The organism is Enterococcus sp. CWB-B31 (assembly GCF_020567645.1).
In the GTDB taxonomy this organism is placed as follows: Bacteria; Bacillota; Bacilli; order Lactobacillales; family Enterococcaceae; genus Enterococcus_L.
This window is the reverse complement of record NZ_JAJDJW010000018.1, coordinates 17,441-34,466: the sequence shown is the minus strand read 5'-3', so window position 1 is coordinate 34,466 and position 17,026 is coordinate 17,441. Positions and strand designations below refer to the sequence as shown.

Genomic DNA, 17,026 nt, shown 5'->3' with positions numbered 1-17,026 from the left:
AAAGTATTTTATAAGGCTCGTTTAAATTACACAAATTATATTAAATATATCAAAAATCACTAGTGTTGCATGAAACATTCAACGTTTCATGCAACACTAGTGATATAGAATAAATTCTGACAAATTTATCCTCATCAGAGCGTTGTATACCATCCTGCTAACTTATTACTGCGTAAGCAGAACTGGCAGCCCGAGACAAGCAAAGAGCGATCACACCCTCAGTCTATCTGCTAAAGTTTTTCACTTCAGCTGCCATACTTTCAACAAAAATATTTGTGTCTTCCACAGTTGTCTCTTTACTTCCGTAACGACGAATATTAACAGTCGCATCCTCTACTTCTTTATCACCAATAACTACTTGATAAGGGATTTTTTGTGTTTGAGAGGCACGAATTTTATATCCCATTTTCTCATTGCGATCATCAACCTCAACCCGCAAGCCTTCAGCCTGCAAGCGTTCTTTCAAGTCATAAGCATACTCTGAATGAGCTTCTACAGAGACAGGAATGATTGTCGCCTGGATAGGTGCCAGCCAAGTTGGGAAAGCTCCCTTATAAACTTCTGTCAGGTAAGCAACAAAACGTTCCATTGTTGAAACGATCCCACGGTGAATGACAACTGGACGATGTGTATTTTCTCCGTCTTCCCCAACATATGTCAGATCAAACCGTTCAGGAAGCAGGAAGTCCAATTGAATAGTCGAAAGTGTTTCTTCCATTCCCAAAGCTGTTTTTACCTGAACATCCAGCTTCGGACCATAGAATGCTGCTTCTCCGTCTGCTTCAAAATATTCCAGCTCCATTTCATCCATTGCTGCTTTCAACATAGTCTGAGCTTTCTCCCACATTGCATCGTCATCGAAATATTTATCAGTATTATTCGGATCACGATAACTTAGACGGAAGCGATAATCAGTAATATTGAAGTCTTCATAAACTGCCACCATTAATTCAAGTGTCCGTTTGAATTCTTCTTTAATTTGATCCGGTCGAACAAAAGTATGACCATCATTCAGTGTCATTTCCCGCACCCTCTGCAGCCCGGAAAGTGCTCCTGATTTTTCATAACGGTGCATCATTCCAAGCTCTGCAATACGAATCGGCAATTCACGGTAACTATGAATATCATTTTTGTAGACCATCATATGGTGCGGGCAGTTCATTGGACGCAAAACAAGCATTTCTCCATCTCCCATATCCATTGGCGGGAACATATCTTCATGATAATGATCCCAGTGGCCTGAAGTTTTATACAAATTCACATCAGCCATAATTGGTGTATAGACATGCTGATAGCCTAGACTAATTTCTTTATCTGTAATGTAGCGTTCAATTGTACGGCGGATTGTTGCACCTTTAGGTAACCAGAATGGCAGACCGGAGCCTACTTCCTGAGAAATCATGAACAACTCCAACTCTTTCCCAAGCTTTCGGTGGTCACGTTCTTTCGCTTCCTCACGCATTTTGATAAATTCTTTTAAATCTTTTTTGTCAAAGAATGCTGTACCATATATTCTCTGCATCATCTGATTGTCAGAGTTTCCGCGCCAATATGCACCAGCTACAGACAACAGTTTAAAGACCTGAATCCGACCTGTTGACGGAACATGAACTCCTCGACATAGATCTACAAAATCTCCTTGATCATAGACCGTAATCACTTCATCAGCCGAAAGCTCACTGATCAGCTCAACTTTATACGGATCATCAGCAAACAAATCAAGTGCTTCTTCTTTTGTAACTACTTTACGGACGATGGGGTTATTCTCTTTGACAATTTTCATCATTTCAGCTTCAATAGCCGGCAAATCTTCGGCTGTCACAGGACTTTCCCCGTTATCAGTATCATAGTAAAATCCTGATTCAATAGCAGGACCCACTCCAAATTTAATGGATGGAAACAGGCGGCGCAGAGCATTGGCCATCAGGTGAGCAGTTGAATGACGCAAAATTCCTAGAGCCTCTTCGTGATCTGGAGTAACAATTTCAATGACCCCATCTTCTTCAATCGGCCGCTCCAAATCGATCAGTTCTCCATTAAATTTTCCGGCTAACGCTTTTTTAGCCAGACTGCTGCTTATTCCTTTAGCAATATCCAGTGTAGTGATACCAGCCTCAAACTCTTTGACTGCACCATCTGGAAAAGTGATTTTGATTAACATGGTAGATATTCCTCCTTCATCGCTGATTGAATTTTTTTCTGCTTAATGATCCTTTTAAATTTACTGATTTTATACATTTCATATTATATCAGCTATCAGGATAATTAAGAAAAACTTGATTCAGAATGCTTCTCCAATTTCTTCGTCCCGTCACTAAATAAAAAAGCCCCAGTATCTATGTTAGATACTAGGACGAATATTTCGTGGTTCCACCTAATTTTAAACAAAGTAAAAAACCCTGTTCCTTAAATGTGGTAACGGTACAACCGCCTCTGCTTCAACAAAGGTTTCAAAAGTGGTCATCCCCTGCGCATATCCGGAAAACTTTCAGCTGTGTTTTTCCTCTCTGTAAGACTGCATCTCAAGTTCAGTTGTCTTTTTCTTCAATCATGTTATGTACCCATTTAATCACTTCTCAAATAAAAAAGCAAGCCCTTCGTGAGAATAAAAATTAGTCTTCTTTTCAGAAGCTTTTTATTCAACGATTTCTGCCCAACAAAAGTCTTCCAAGAATACAAAAAATTAACTAAAAAGAGCTTCTGAAGCTGAAAACCTCAAAAGCTCTTAACTATTTTCGTTATTTTTAAACCGGTGTACCATAATCAACCGGCTTGTCGAATTCACCTGGAGCATCATCATAGATAGTACCGTAAATAATAACAGGCATTCCCGGATAAGAAGCGGCAAATAATGGAGCCATTACATTTCCCGGTGTATTAATACAGCCATTACTTCCCAAGGTTGTTTTGTAAGCTTCTTTATTTCCAAAATGTTCCAATTTATAATCTGCATCGTGTATACCAATTTGTGTAACAACTCCGCCATAGCTCAGTAACGGCATCCAATAGCTTACAGGAACATCATAACTTGAACCATCCAGCATCTGACCTTTAAGGCTTGTATTTGTATCCTTGTAAAGAATCGTGTGGAAACCCGGTACAGTTGCAGTTCCTTTATGATAGCGTCCAGTAATAACAGGAGTCTCCAAAGTTTTTACGCCATTTTCAAAATAATACATCATCTGATTATTTAGATCAATTTCTATATATGTCTGATTAACAACCGATGACTGATTAACATCTCCGTCAATCACAGCAGTAACTGTTTCTTCCAAATTAGCACTATCTAATGCCTGAACAACTAAAGGGATCGTTTCAGCAACATTCAATGACCAGCCATAGCTGCCATTATTTTTATATTGTCTCGTTTCACCATGAACATTGGTAAATGTGATTGGCTGACTGACAGCAGAATACTCCAAACTGATCTGATTTAACCAGATTTCAACAACACCTGTATCAACTTGACCTTCATCATTGATGAAGCTTTGCAATGTTTCTTTCGGAATCTCTACTGTTTTATCGCTGACAGCAACAGTTATTTTCTTATTCTCTTTTTGCGTGAGAGCAGTTAATTGCTTCTTCAAGTCTTCATTGTCCTGCAGTACAGCCGGTTTCTGATAAAAATCAGCTACATTATAAATATAGTTGCCGGTATTTTTCTCTACGTCAGAAATTATTTTATTCATAAGACTCTCTTTATCAATGACCGTTCCATTTTCTTCAGGAACAATTTGGAATCCAGTATCCAAACGCTCAATTCGTGCATCTTTGCTTGGCGTTCCTTCAGCAAATGTCAACTCGTTCAGTTTAGCTTCCAGTTCTGTCTTAAATGACTCATTCAAAGGCAGTTCAATTGACTGGCTTCCAATATTTTCATTCAAATATTCTTTTGTAACCGCATATTTTTCAGGAATTTGGATTGTCTGTTTTTGTCCATCAGCAGTCTCAATCACGATATCTCCGGCATCAGTATTCAAACTTTTCAATTTTTCCTCAGCAGCACTTACATTTAACCAGCCTATTTTCACACCATTTGCTTCTGCAGTTGGTAAAAAGTGAGACTGAAAAAATACATATCCTACCACTAAAACCAGCGTAAATAAAGTTACAGCAGTAACAAGAGGGATAGCTATTGTCTTATTTTTAGCTGTTCCTTTTTTTATCGGTTTATCCGGATCAGCCTGCTTTGTCTCTTTAACTGGCTTATTTTGTTTATTTCTTTCCGAACGAGTAGTAGTGATATTTTTTTCATTCATTTTAACAAACTTCCTTTTTTTATCATTTGATTTTATGGTCAAAATTCCCAGTTATTTCACTCTTGGTAAATCAATTATCTCTAGAACTATACATTTTTCTATTCTACCATATAATCTCGAAGGATCGTAGACTTTATTCAGTTATTTTATGAATAAATTTGGAAAATACATCAATTTATCACTTTTATTTTTTTTAATTCATTATATATATCTTTAATCATATAGGATTCAACAAGTGATTTCTATTAATTTGCCTGAGAAAAGAGAGTATTTCCCATCGAACCTCAAGAATTAATTAATGAGTTTAAAAATTATTTAAAGTGCAGTGAAAACAAGACCTTTTCGTACTTTCTCGTTTACACTTAATAACGTCAGACTATCATTACAAAAGTCAAATTATTTAATTCAATGATTAACAAAGCCTACCCTGCCTGCCAAAGTAACGGGGTATAATGACTAGCAGAAAAGAGGGGAATGAATGAAAAAATTAAAAAAGGTACTAGCAGTTATTGTTATTTTGTGCAGCATATATATTGGCTCCATATTTTTTCTGATTTTAAAGGGCACAAAAGAAATACCAGCAGCTGAGCCGGATACAATCCTTATTCTGGGAGCACAAGTACGAGGTCAGAGTAAAGAAACTGCTTATCCCAGCACAGTGCTGAAAGAACGCCTAAATACAGCAATCAGCTATATTGACGAAAATCCTCAGGCGGTTATCATCGTTTGCGGCGGACAAGGTTCCGATGAACCAGATTCCGAGGCAAATGTTATGGCAGGCTATCTGATTGCCAACGGTGTCAGCTCATCAAGAATCATTCGCGAAGATCAATCCACCCGAACAAAAGAGAATATTACCAATGCGCTGGAAAAAAGAGACTTGGGAAAAACCGTAATTGTAACTAGTGATTTCCATATCTATCGCTCTAAACTCCTGGCAAACCGCTTAGGAATTGAGGAACTAAGCGGATTACCTGCCAAATCTGAATCCTCTGTTACAGCGAGAATGTATGCCCGGGAGATTATTGCACTTAGCTATGCAGTCCTTTTTGACTGGTAACAACCTTACTCAGAGACAGACAACAGAATGAATTAAAAAATAAGTGTGATTTTGGTAATTACCGTCAAAACCACACCTATTTATTTTAGAAAGGATCACTTTGAATAATCGATTACTTTATTTCACATGCCTTCTTTTTCTTCTCTTCCAGAACATAAGGGAACCAGCCAAGCCGGTCATAAGCATTCCGGCACTTTGTCCGGCTGTAGAGTCTTCTGTTCCTGTATTTGGTAACCTTCTTTTAGAACGAGTGGTTGAAAGTTGATTTTCAGGCTCAGCTGCAATACTTACAGTATTTGTAGTATTTGTATAAACAGGCTGTGCTTTTTCCACAGGTGCAGTCAAAGTAATAGGTACAGACGGTACTTCTCCTGACAGGGGTGCTTCGATCACTGTTGGTTCTGTTGGTTCAGTAATCTCGACTGGCTGTTCCACTGGAGCCGCAGCTTCTTCTACTATTTCCGGAGCTGTGACTTCTGGAATGATCGGCTCTTCTACAGCAGGTACTTCTTCAATCACTTCAGGTACCTCTATAGGTTCAGGAGCTGTTACCTCCTCCAAATCATTTAGTTCGGAAGGAGCTTCCGGAGTGATAGAAGCCACTGCTTCTTCACTGTCCCATTCCACATCCGTTACTGGTTGAGATACACCTGGCTCAACAACAGAATCAGTTGGTGCGGAAGCACGAGCTTCTGTAAGAGTTGTCTGAGTAATGCCAGTGAGGTTATCATTAATTATCATTTCTGAAACCAATGACGGTGCTTCAATTGCAGGAATCTCGTATTCTGCAACAGGTGAAACTGCTTCTGGCTCATTGAGTACTTCTGGTTCTATTGGTGCAGCAAGCAGTTCTGGAAGTTCCTCCTCAGTGGGTTCAACCGGTATCAATGCCAAAGGTCCTGGTTCTGCTCCAAGTGTTTCAATTACCATAGGAGGAATTTCTGAAATTGGATCTTCTACATCTTGACCGCTTAAATACCTTGTATAGGCAAGAAAATTTCCAAGTGAATGAATCCATACGTATATAGAAGTTTTTTTCGAAATAGTAGCATAGTCTCCAAATTCATCCAAATTATTTTCTATTGTTGATCTTACTCTTTTTAGGATATTAGTGGCGTTCGTTGGAAGCGGATCAGTCTCCTCACCCATTATTACACTGTTTTGAGTTGCATTATTAAATACTTCAATAGCATCAGCCAACGCTATTTTGGCCAATTGCCATTCAGCTGAAACATCCCTCAAATAGTCTGCAAGTTTTTCAAATTCCGTCACTTGATCATTTGAAAAAGTCTCGTAAGTATCTATAAGCAACTGACGATTTTCCGGAGTATCTTCCATCTCCAACAATATTTCATCAGTTAAGCCAATTAAACTATAATTCTGACTGACTGGAACATTGATTACTGCCACCCAATCATCTAAATCATTATTATAAGGATTTTTTTCTCCCCATCCTTCTGTATATTTTGTAAACGCCTCTTGATAATCAGCATATGCCTGATAATATTGTTGATAGATTTCAGCATTCTTAATATTATTTGTCATCGCTGTGCCAGCCTCATTAATATAGTCAGCCAGCTCATCACTAAACGACTCCGGAGTATAAACAGGACTTGATGAATTTCCTAACTTATTGTTATAGTCATCGCTTGCAGTCTGGTATGCTTGAATATCTGACCAAGAGTCTAAAGCCTCAGTTAATTCAACTTTTGCATTTGCATAATCAACTTGCCATACCTCAATCTCAGCTGCAATATTGACAAAATTTTCCTGTGTAATGGAAGGAAAATTATTCATTACAGAGTTCATATTTGTCACAGCAGTACTAATTTTTTGTTCAGCACTTAATGCAACTTGATACGCACTTTCAACTAGATCATATAATCTCTGTACTTCATCATATTCCTCTTTTGCAGTTGTATATTTTACTAACATAGCTTGATATTTTGTATTTGCCTCTGTAAATTTGTCTGTAAGTTCCAGTAATTTATCTTTTGCTTCAATATAAGCGCTTTGAGCTGTATTATGAGCTTCAAAAGCATTTGTATATGCCTGATTCACTTCATTATACTTAATTTCCAACGCAGAGAACTCCATCTGTAAATCATCATACTCTCCCTGTACTACTCCATACTCTGCTTCATGGAATACTTTCTCATTCTGAGCATTGCTAAGTTTACCTAAAGCAGTTTGGTAAAGAGCATAGGCTTGATTATATTTTTCGTTCAATTCAACATATGAAGCTGCTAAAGCTGTGTACTCATTTTCACGAAGCTGATAAACAGCTGCAGCATCTGCGATGGCTTCCTGAGCAGATACATAGGCTGCAGATACAGCGGTATATTCTGGCTCCAAAGCTGTCAACTGCGCAGTTACTTCCTGATACGCAGCTTTTGCTTCATTATATTGCGCTTCCAATTCGCTGTATTGAGTTTGAACAGTGACCATTAAAATACCAAGACTGTTATAAATTGCTTCCAGCTGAGAAAGTTCTGTTTGAAGTTGAGTCAGTTCATCCTTAAGAGACTGCTGCTCTAACAATAAACGGTCGTATTCTGATCGGGCTGCTTCATATTGCTGATTGACAGCATCATAGAAAGCTTTTGCAGCAATATACTTTTCTTCCGTCACTTCATAAATTGCTGAACCGTTGATAAATTCTGCTAAAACAAGATCATAAGAATTATTTAACTCCATATATTCAGCTCTTACTTCATCTGATTCTGTCAAAGTTTTTTGATAAGCTGTTTCTGTTTCTGTATAAACCGCCATTCCTTCAGCATATTTACTGCTTAAAAACTGATAATCTCTTTCCAACTCCTGATAGTCACCTTTGGCCTGCTCCAGTTGAGCTGCTAAAGTATCATACTGTTGTTTAACTGCTTGATAGGAAGTAGTAGTTGTTTGATAATCAACAGACGCTGTTTGATAAACTGTTTGTGCTTCTTTGAATTCAACACTTAATTGATCAGCCTGAGCTTTAACTTCCTGATACTTTATATTAATTTCATTATAGCGATTATTATTTTCATTGTATGCTTCTAAAGCAGATTGATACTCTGCCGTTCCTTCTTCATATTGAGCAAGAAGTTCTTCTGCTGCAATTCGTTTCTCGTTGTAAGCTTTCAGCTCATTTTCATAAGCTTCGAGTTGTGTATCATAAAATGCCCTTTGCTGATCATAGGCTGTTTTAGCAGTCTGATAAACAACTGTCTTTTCTTCAAAAGCTGTTTTTTCAACTTCATAAGCCGTTCGCTCATTTTCGTATTGACTAGCTAATTCAGCTAATTGAGCAGACAATGTTTCATAATTTATTTTTGAAGCTTCATAGGTCTGTTTAGTCGTTAAATAGTCATCCTTAATCTGATTATATGCAGTAAGTTGCTTTTCATAACCGCTGATTAAAGCAGTTAATTCAGCCAAACGCGTTTCATATGCCGTCTTTTTAGTTAAATATTCATCTTTCTTTGTATTGTACTCCTCTAACAGAATATTATATTTGCTGAGCTCCTGATCATATTGTGCTTTTTCTCCAACATAAGCTATTTTAGCAGCCTCTAACTCTGCTTTTACCCCCGCATACATCTCTGCAGCCTGATTAAAAACTGTTGCTGAGACATCATAACCGTCCTTCTTATTAGTATATTCATTCAGTAGTGTTTCATAAGAAAATTTCCCCTCATTGTAATCTGTCAACTGAGTATTGTAAGCAAGTTTCGCATCATTATAAGCAGCCTGAACCTCTTCATAAGCCTTAGCAGACTCTTCATATTCAGTACGCTTGCTTTCATATTCCATGCGTAGTGATTCATACGCAATCTTTTTTGTTTCAGCATCATCATTTAACGTTTCATAATCAGAAAGCGATGCAAAATACTCATTTTGTTTATCAATAAAAGTAGATTTCATCTCTTGGTAAATAAGCTGTTCAGCTTCATAATCAGCTTTTGCTGTATGGTAATCAGTTACTGTTGCTTCATACTCGGCTTTGTTTGTTTCATAAATTTCTCTTACAGCATTATAATTTTGAGCTGCAGTTTCAAAAACGGCTGCTTGATCTTGATACTCTGCTTTCAATGTCTCTAATTCAGTTTTCAATTGCTGTGCCACAGCATATGTAGCATCTGCTGTATCCTTCAATCCATTGTAATCTGCAAGAGCCTGATCATATGTTACTTTAGCTGTTTCATACTCATTTCTTGCATCCTGATATTCAACCAGTGTATTCGCATAATTTCGTTGAACTGCAACTTCTGCTGAAGATGTAATCTGCTCAGCAAAAACAGACAACGAACGAATGGGAGTTACTGCCCCCATGAGAATCGTATTTGAATACAATAAAAACTTAAATGAGCCCTTTTTTAACGAATTATTCATTTTGTATTTCATTCCCTTCTTTTTTTTAAAAAAATTTTTAGATCAAATCTATAAAATAGTTGATTTAAAAGATATTTGTATTTACATAAAATTAATTATACAATACATATTGGCGTTATAATTACCATACTTTTAGAGATTTTTCTAATTTTTTGAAAAGACAATATACTTGACATAAAGAAGACAACAGATTAATATGATATGTTTCATTTAATCTAAAAAGTATTTTATAACAGTTCTCTTTGTTTATTCTCTAGTTTTTAACTGCTTTTTCTAAGCCCGTCTTTGATATTTTGAGCTCATAACTATACTCTTTCCATCCCAATCAATTAAAGTAAATTATTTTCCTTTTTTTAAAAAATTTGAGGTTTTTGCCAGTTCAGTTGGATTAAGCTTCGTGTTTTCTCATTTTTTTATATATTATGCTAAATTATTGAGAAAACATTCATTTCATGTTATTATGAATTCAATCTTAGATTTCATTTTGTGTTTCCCTTCGTATTAGTGTGTGATGCGGAGGGTTTTTTATTTTTCATTCAAATAAAAAAAACCTACTGTCGGGTTCGTTAATTGAACCGACAATAGGGTTTCATAATTTTTATTCTCCTAAGTCCACGTTATGGTGAACCTTTTGAACATCTTCCAAGTCATCCAAGACATCAATCATTTTTTCAAATTTCTCTAAATCATCACCTGTTAAAGTTACTTCATTTTGAGGAACCATTTCCAATTCAGTGACAGAAAACTCTTCAATTCCTTTTTCTTTCAATGCTTCCTGAATAGCATGCAAATCTTCCGGCTCACCATAAACAATGATTTGTTCATCTTCCTGAACTACATCGCGTACGTCAATATCTTTTTCCATCAGAAACTCAAGAATATCATCTGCATCATTGCCTTCAAATCCAATAATCGCCGTATTGTCAAACATGTAGGAAACTGCGCCGCTGACACCCATATTCCCTCCGTTTTTCCCAAATGCTGCCCGTACATCTGCTGCCGTACGATTTACATTATTTGTCAACGCATCAACAATCACCATTGAACCATTTGGGCCGAATCCTTCATACCGCAGTTCAGAATACTGTTCATCACCTGAACCTTTTGCCTTTTCAATTGCGCGGTCAATAATATGTTTTGGTACATTGTATGTTTTAGCTCGATCGATTACAAACCGCAGCTTTTGATTTGCATGGGGATCAGGATCACCTGATTTCGCTGCAACATAAATCTCTATTCCAAATTTTGCATAAACTCGGCTGTTGTTTGCATCTTTAGCAGCTTTTTTCTCTTTTATATTTGCCCATTTACGGCCCATATTCTCACTTCGCTTTCGTCTTATTCTTATTGTTTGCTTTGCAGCCTTTCTTATTATACTTGCCAGAACAAGTTTTGTTAAGCATTTTTTATTCGAATGGGAAATCGTCCGCTATTTTGTTCAGCAATCCCATTATTCCCCAACTGATAAATTCTGTCGCATTTAACCCCTATTTTAAAATATTTTTCTGTATTCTTCATTTGTTTAGTCAGGATTGGCAATTTGCTCTTCTTTTTTTGTATTTTTAGATAGCTCTGACCTTTTTCAGTCATTCCCAGAATATTTAGATAGCTGTTGTTCCATCCTTGATAGATTTCTTCAGCAGAAATATTCGTTAGGATATAGACTGCCAGTCGTTGAAGTCGTGTCCATGTATAGCGTTTCGTTTTAACAGATTCTATAAATTGATGGAATGTCTCGGCTTTCAATGCTTTCTCTTTTAAACGATACTCGATTCCTTCCGTCATCTGATAAATCTGCTGCAGCTCCTCATAGGACGAACTAATCAGACGATACTTCAAAAGCGGCCAATAATCTTCCCATGATACTAATTTTTTCTGTGTCAAATCTATTAGTGTCTGGTCAGGAATAACCATTTTCAAAGCTCCCCATTGCCCTTTAAATGCGCCATTTCTAACAGCAGTCGCACTAGCAAATTCCTGATGAATCTTTTCTTCATTATATTTTGACACATTTCTTTTGATAGGCAGCAATGACATCGGATGCTCATACTGAGCATTCTCTTTTGCATAACTCAAACCCAATATATGGTTTGGAGAAGAAAAATCCAAATGCAGTGATGGATACAATTCTTGAAAAACTTGTGTCATCTGTCGTGAATAACTCAAATGCTGCTGATTTATTTCTTTGTATTTTTGCTCAATTAACTGCTGATTCGCTGCTGTAAATTCTCCAAAACTCTGATAATCACTCTCCGATGGACTATCCGTTCCGAAACATAAAGACTCACAGTTTAATGCCTGAAGCAGTTTTACACCGCCACGAGCAAAATAATCTGCCGATTGAACTGCCCAGTAAAATGGAAGCTCTACAACCAAATCAGCACCATTCTTTAAGGCTTCAGCTGTACGCATCCACTTGTCTATAATTGCCGGTTCTCCTCTTTGAAGAAAATTGCCGCTCATAACTGCAACAATCACTTCTGCCTTAGAAGCTTCTCTGGCTTTTTCAATATGATAAGCATGTCCATTATGAAATGGATTATATTCAACAATTATTCCACAAGCTTTCATTGACAAACCTCCCTCACCAATAAGTTAAAAAGCTGAGAAGGCGGCTTTTCGCCCGCTGCTTCCCAGCTTTATTATCTGTTTATTTCTGACAAACGAAAAACCATCGAGTCGTTGTTTCCTTTGGTTCCTCATCAGTAAAATCCCCATAAACCTGAATTTCTGAAAAACCGCTGCTTTCCAGCATCATCAAATAATTATCCAGTGAATAGGTCCGCTCCTGATGCAGCTCATCTCTTCGAATAAAGACTTCTTTTCCTTCTTCCTGCTTCACAAAAAAAGTCAGAAAGTGTTCAATGCTGTGCTCTTTTTCTCCCGGATAACTATCCCAAAGAAAAGCAAACTCTTCTGTTTGATAATGATAACTGTAATCAGGAAAAATTTCATCCATCTGATAAATGGAGTGAACATCAAAAATAAAGGTTCCCTGATCTTCCAACGCCTGATAGACCTCATCAAATACTTGTTGAACATCTCTTCGACTTTCCATATAACAAAGAGAATCTGAAAAACAAGTAATTGCTTCATACTGACCAACTTCCGAAAGCTCCAACATGTCTCCCTGTACAAATTGAATGTCCATGTCTTTTTCATTAGATCTTTTGCTGGCAATTGCCAGCATTTCCTCTGACAGATCCAAAGCAGTAACTTCAAACCCGGCTTCAGCAAAATCAACCGCCAAACGTCCAGTACCACAAGCCAGTTCCAAAATACGTTTTGTCTGTTTTGGTAAATGCCTCATTGAAAAAGCCAGCCATTGTTCATACAATGCTTCATCCATTACTTCATCATAAACAAAAGCAAAGGTTTTGTAGGTCATGTTAGCTTACCCACTGCTCTGTATTTACCAATGGTGCATCTGACCAAAGTTTTTCCAGATTATAAAAAGTTCGTTCAGAAGTTTGAAATACATGAACGATCACATCTCCAAGATCGATCAGTACCCATTTCCCACCGTCTTTTCCTTCAATGCGTTTAACTTCAGTTCCAGCCTCTTCTTCTTTTTCGATGATTTCTTCAACAATTGCGTTGATTTGCCGCTCACTGTTTGCCTGACAAATCATAAAGTAATCTGCCAGCAATGAAATGTCTTTTACTTCCAAGCCGACAATCTCTTCCGCTCTTTTTGAATCCGCTGCTTTAACAGCAATTTCTAAAATCCTCTGACTATCTATGATTGTTCCCTCCTATTTTCTGTTCACAACCCACTGATTATATGTTTCAATCGTCTTTGGGTAAATTTTCTGTTCCTGCTCAACTAAATGAAGCAGTGTGTGCTTCGTTTCATAAGCAACTGCATCGTCCAAACTTATCAATGCAATCTCTCTGGCTTCCTGAACACCAGGAAATGTTCTGTTCGGCTCAATATAATCGGCAATATAGATGATCTTAGCCAGCAGACTCATTTCTTCTGCACCGGTTGTATGCAAGCGAACAGCTGTTAAAATTTCTTCATCATCTATTCCCAGCTCTCTTTGAATCATATCTGCACCTACAAGTCCATGCCAAATTGCATTTCCATAATTCAACAGCTCAGGATTATAGCCGTCTCTTTCAATAATCAATTGAAATTCATCATCCGGACGTTCTTTTGCATAATCATGGACTAATGCTGCAATACTCGCCTTTTCCTGAGAACAATTGTACTTTGACGCCAGTGCAACAGCTGCTTCTTCAACACCTAAAACATGCTGAAACCGCCGTTCACTCATCTGCATCTGCACTTTCTGCATCAGCTCTTCCCGTTTAAAAGGAGTATATCTTCCACTAAATTCCATCAACATACAATCCCTTCTCGTAGATATAGTTTATCACATTATCAGGAAGAAGATAGCGTACAGTACATCCCTGAGCTATTTTTTCTCTTATCATACTTGAACTGACATCCATTTGAGGTGTATCTACCCAAATAATCGGATAAGGTGTTTCCACATCATAATTAGGACGCCGTGTTCCAACAAAATTCATCATCAAAATCAATTCATCAATCTTATACCAGGTTGGTAAATAGTTTACCATGTCTCCGCCAACAATAAAATAGTAATCCGTATCGGGATTATTTTGAATTAACGCTTTCATGGTATCGTATGTATAACTTTTACCTTTTCGAATTATTTCAATTGGTTCTACTGCCAAATGACTGTTTCCTTCAACAGCCAGCTCCAGCATGGCCAGACGGTGACTGCTGTCTATAGTCATTTTCTCATCCACATGGGGAGGTAAATAGGAAGGCATCAAATACACTTTATCCAAGCCTAACTGTTGGTAGACCTGCTCTGCCATCATTAAATGGACATTATGAACCGGATTGAAATTTCCGCCAAGAATTCCCACTTGTTTTCTTCTTTGAAAAAGCTTCAATTTTTCCTTAACAATTGGTTGAGTTCCTCTTATCGCACGGGCAGCTGCCTTCATCGATTGATTCCTCCAATAACTTTGCTACTTTGCTAGGCCCTGTCTGAAAACTCTAGTGGCGAGTACTTTCCAGACACATCCTAAATTGATTTAACTTCTTTAGAATATTTCTGATATTTTTCTTTAGACGATGGCTTGAATACAACCAATACACGTCCAATCACCTGAACAACATTACAATGAATCTTCTTTTCCAGTATTTCAGCCACATTTTCTGCCACTTCATCTGTATTCTGCAATAAGCTGACTTTAATCAATTCACGTTTTTCCAAAGCCTCATTGATCTGAATAATAACTTCTTCATTCAATCCGCCTTTGCCAATTTGAAAAATCGGCTGCAGATGGTGTGCCTGGCTACGTAAATAACGTTTCTGTTTTCCTCTTAATTCCACAAAAATCCTTCTTTCCATTGTTGATATTTTAAATCAACGCTTTTCTCTTTAATACTTCCACACCTTTTGGCGCCCAACCCGCCACTACGGCTGCTGATTGGACCGTAATCCAGCCTAAACCGGCAAAGACGATATCTGTTTTTTCTTTAATCGAAAATTCAAAACGCACCAGCTCCGGAAATTCTGCGACTTCGTCCGGTCTTGGCGGCTGGAGCAGCCCGCCTAAATGTTTTTCATAAAAGCTGTCAGCATTAGCCAGCTTTGTACGATGAATAGTCAGGTCATTTGAAGCATAGGCAATGAACGAACTACGATTTCCCTGAATAAAATCAAAGCGGGCCAGCCCGCCTAAAAATAACGTCTGCTCCTGATTCAGCTGATAGATTTTTGGTTTGATCTCCTTCTGCGGCGCAATAAGCTTCAAGTCTTTCTTTCCAAGATAATGAGCCATTTGATGACGATGGATAATTCCGGGTGTATCTATCAAAAAATGACCGTCAGCCAAAGGTATCTCTATTTTGTCCAATGTCGTCCCTGGAAACTGAGAAGTGGTAATAACATCCTTGACACCTGCTGTATTTTTGATGATCTGATTGATCAAGGTTGACTTTCCAACGTTAGTTACACCAACAACATACACATCTCGACCTTCACGATACTTTTCAATCACAGCAAGAAGCTCATCCATTTCATGCGCTTTTTTTGCACTGGTCAGCAGTACGTCAACCGGACGCAAGCCCTGCTCGTGAGCCCGCTCTTTCATCCACTGAATCATTTTTCCTTTTTTCAACGACTTAGGCAGAATATCTTTTTTATTCCCCACCAGTAAAACAGGATTATCCCCAATAAATCGGTGCAGTCCGGGAATCAGCGAACCATTAAAATCAAATATATCTACTACATTAACAATCAGTGCATCTTTGCGTCCCAGTTCGTTCAGCAGACGCAGGAAATCATCATCGGTTAAATGAACATCCTGAATATCATTATAGTGTCTCAATCGAAAACAGCGCTGACAATAGACATCACCAGTTTCCAGCCCCTTATCAAGAGCTGCTTTCGGAGTGTACCCCAGTTCATTCGGATGCTCTGTCTGAATAACAGCTCCACAGCCGATACAATGAATTACTTCGTTCATTCGAGTCCGCCTTTCCATACCATATCAGGATTTTTCTTTGTCAGCTGCTTCATAATCAATCGCTCAAAAAAACGATTAATTCTGGTGTTCCACCCATCCGTGTCCACAATTGGACGAACTAAAATACTGCGGACTCCTGCAGCGTTTGCACCTCTGATATCAGTCATGATCTGATCACCAACCATGACAAGCTCTTCAGGTTTTAAATTCAGCATCTCTTCCGCTTCCTTAAAGCCTTTTGTTAAAGGCTTCAACGCTCTGGAAACATAGGCTAATTCAAAATTTTCAACAGCACGCTTAATTCTGCTGGCTTTGTTATTAGATATAACAACGACTGGAAATCCGGCATTTCTCATCTCTTCGATCCATACCAGCAGTTCTTCTGTCCCATCAGGATTATTCCAGGCAATCAGTGTATTATCTAAATCTGTCAAAACAGCTTTAACACCTAGCTTCCGCAGCTGTTCAGGTGTAATTTTATAAATGGCATCAACCATCCAAGTAGGTTTAAATTTTGAAAACATGTGGACTCCTCTCACTATCTATACAATAATTCTTGCTCTTCATCAGCAATTTCGCCGGAAGCGAACAAATAGCGGGACAAAATCTGCTTCTGATATGAAGCTGCATGACTTTTGCCCCGACCTCTTCTGTAGTATTATACTGCATTTCACTAAAAAATTCTATAAATGCCGCTGAGGTTGCTCGACAAAGCTTGAAATTCTTTAGAAAGACAGACTAAAATAAATAAAATGAAGCCATTCGGAAAGATTAACCGAAAAAAGCAACCCTTCCACACCCTATTCAAATTTTACAA

The 17,026-nt window shown here is 37.8% G+C and carries 13 protein-coding genes; 1 reads left to right on the top strand and 12 read right to left on the bottom strand.

The window, feature by feature from the left end; translation table 11 throughout:
* Positions 1–223: 223 nt before the first annotated feature.
* Entirely contained in the window at positions 224–2,161 is a 1,938-nt protein-coding gene (gene thrS / locus LI954_RS13680) for a threonine--tRNA ligase (protein ID WP_229444738.1), read from the bottom strand.
* A 583-nt stretch (positions 2,162–2,744) separates the two neighbouring features.
* Positions 2,745–4,259 carry a L,D-transpeptidase family protein gene (locus LI954_RS13675; protein WP_202068790.1) on the bottom strand — a complete coding sequence of 505 codons (1,515 nt, stop codon included), beginning with the start codon at positions 4,257–4,259 and terminating at the stop codon, positions 2,745–2,747.
* A gap of 478 nt (positions 4,260–4,737) precedes the next feature.
* Here LI954_RS13675 and LI954_RS13670 point away from each other — a divergent pair, with 478 nt between their 5' ends.
* A complete protein-coding gene (locus tag LI954_RS13670) occupies positions 4,738–5,319 on the top strand; it encodes a YdcF family protein (RefSeq protein WP_202068791.1) in 582 nt (193 codons plus the stop codon).
* Positions 5,320–5,436: 117 nt separating this feature from the next.
* Here LI954_RS13670 and LI954_RS13665 read toward each other — a convergent pair whose 3' ends face one another.
* From LI954_RS13665 to LI954_RS13620, 10 genes are all read right to left on the bottom strand, one after another.
* The gene (locus LI954_RS13665) at positions 5,437–9,696 is read right to left on the bottom strand and encodes an LPXTG cell wall anchor domain-containing protein (RefSeq protein WP_229444737.1); all 4,260 of its coding nucleotides are present in this window, start codon (positions 9,694–9,696) and stop codon (positions 5,437–5,439) included.
* 598 nt (positions 9,697–10,294) lie between these two features.
* A complete protein-coding gene (locus tag LI954_RS13660; RefSeq protein ID WP_202069058.1) occupies positions 10,295–11,014 on the bottom strand; it encodes a YebC/PmpR family DNA-binding transcriptional regulator in 720 nt (239 codons plus the stop codon).
* 77 nt (positions 11,015–11,091) lie between these two features.
* Positions 11,092–12,267, bottom strand: coding sequence for a nucleotidyltransferase (locus tag LI954_RS13655; protein WP_229444736.1), 1,176 nt, complete (start codon positions 12,265–12,267; stop codon positions 11,092–11,094).
* A gap of 79 nt (positions 12,268–12,346) precedes the next feature.
* A complete protein-coding gene (locus LI954_RS13650; protein ID WP_202069062.1) occupies positions 12,347–13,084 on the bottom strand; it encodes a class I SAM-dependent DNA methyltransferase in 738 nt (245 codons plus the stop codon).
* A gap of 1 nt (position 13,085) precedes the next feature.
* Positions 13,086–13,424: a ribosome silencing factor gene (gene rsfS / locus LI954_RS13645; RefSeq protein ID WP_202069102.1), complete on the bottom strand. Its 339-nt coding sequence runs from the start codon at positions 13,422–13,424 to the stop codon at positions 13,086–13,088.
* A gap of 27 nt (positions 13,425–13,451) precedes the next feature.
* Positions 13,452–14,042: a bis(5'-nucleosyl)-tetraphosphatase (symmetrical) YqeK gene (gene yqeK / locus LI954_RS13640; RefSeq protein ID WP_202069103.1), complete on the bottom strand. Its 591-nt coding sequence runs from the start codon at positions 14,040–14,042 to the stop codon at positions 13,452–13,454.
* Positions 14,032–14,679 carry a nicotinate-nucleotide adenylyltransferase gene (locus LI954_RS13635; protein WP_202069064.1) on the bottom strand — a complete coding sequence of 216 codons (648 nt, stop codon included), beginning with the start codon at positions 14,677–14,679 and terminating at the stop codon, positions 14,032–14,034. The genes yqeK and LI954_RS13635 overlap by 11 nt, the downstream gene beginning before the upstream one ends.
* An 80-nt stretch (positions 14,680–14,759) precedes the next feature.
* Positions 14,760–15,071: a ribosome assembly RNA-binding protein YhbY gene (yhbY, locus tag LI954_RS13630; RefSeq protein WP_202069066.1), complete on the bottom strand. Its 312-nt coding sequence runs from the start codon at positions 15,069–15,071 to the stop codon at positions 14,760–14,762.
* Between the two features lie 28 nt (positions 15,072–15,099).
* On the bottom strand, positions 15,100–16,209 hold the full coding sequence (yqeH, locus tag LI954_RS13625; protein ID WP_202069067.1) for a ribosome biogenesis GTPase YqeH: 1,110 nt from the start codon (positions 16,207–16,209) through the stop codon (positions 15,100–15,102).
* Complete coding sequence (locus tag LI954_RS13620; protein ID WP_202069068.1) at positions 16,206–16,733, bottom strand: YqeG family HAD IIIA-type phosphatase; 528 nt, start codon at positions 16,731–16,733, stop codon at positions 16,206–16,208. The genes yqeH and LI954_RS13620 overlap by 4 nt, the downstream gene beginning before the upstream one ends.
* Between the last annotated feature and the right edge of the window lie 293 nt (positions 16,734–17,026).

What these genes read in the sequence shown, in the direction of transcription:
- LI954_RS13650 (WP_202069062.1), bottom strand. Translation starts at nt 13,084, where the DNA reads ATGACCTACAAAACCTTTGCTTTTGTTTATGATGAAGTAATGGATGAA.
- thrS (WP_229444738.1), bottom strand. Translation starts at nt 2,161, where the DNA reads ATGTTAATCAAAATCACTTTTCCAGATGGTGCAGTCAAAGAGTTTGAG.
- LI954_RS13635 (WP_202069064.1), bottom strand. Translation starts at nt 14,679, where the DNA reads ATGAAGGCAGCTGCCCGTGCGATAAGAGGAACTCAACCAATTGTTAAG.
- LI954_RS13675 (WP_202068790.1), bottom strand. Translation starts at nt 4,259, where the DNA reads ATGAATGAAAAAAATATCACTACTACTCGTTCGGAAAGAAATAAACAA.
- yqeH (WP_202069067.1), bottom strand. Translation starts at nt 16,209, where the DNA reads ATGAACGAAGTAATTCATTGTATCGGCTGTGGAGCTGTTATTCAGACA.
- LI954_RS13655 (WP_229444736.1), bottom strand. Translation starts at nt 12,267, where the DNA reads ATGAAAGCTTGTGGAATAATTGTTGAATATAATCCATTTCATAATGGA.
- LI954_RS13620 (WP_202069068.1), bottom strand. Translation starts at nt 16,733, where the DNA reads ATGTTTTCAAAATTTAAACCTACTTGGATGGTTGATGCCATTTATAAA.
- LI954_RS13660 (WP_202069058.1), bottom strand. Translation starts at nt 11,014, where the DNA reads ATGGGCCGTAAATGGGCAAATATAAAAGAGAAAAAAGCTGCTAAAGAT.
- LI954_RS13670 (WP_202068791.1), top strand. Translation starts at nt 4,738, where the DNA reads ATGAAAAAATTAAAAAAGGTACTAGCAGTTATTGTTATTTTGTGCAGC.
- LI954_RS13665 (WP_229444737.1), bottom strand. Translation starts at nt 9,696, where the DNA reads ATGAATAATTCGTTAAAAAAGGGCTCATTTAAGTTTTTATTGTATTCA.
- yqeK (WP_202069103.1), bottom strand. Translation starts at nt 14,042, where the DNA reads ATGGAATTTAGTGGAAGATATACTCCTTTTAAACGGGAAGAGCTGATG.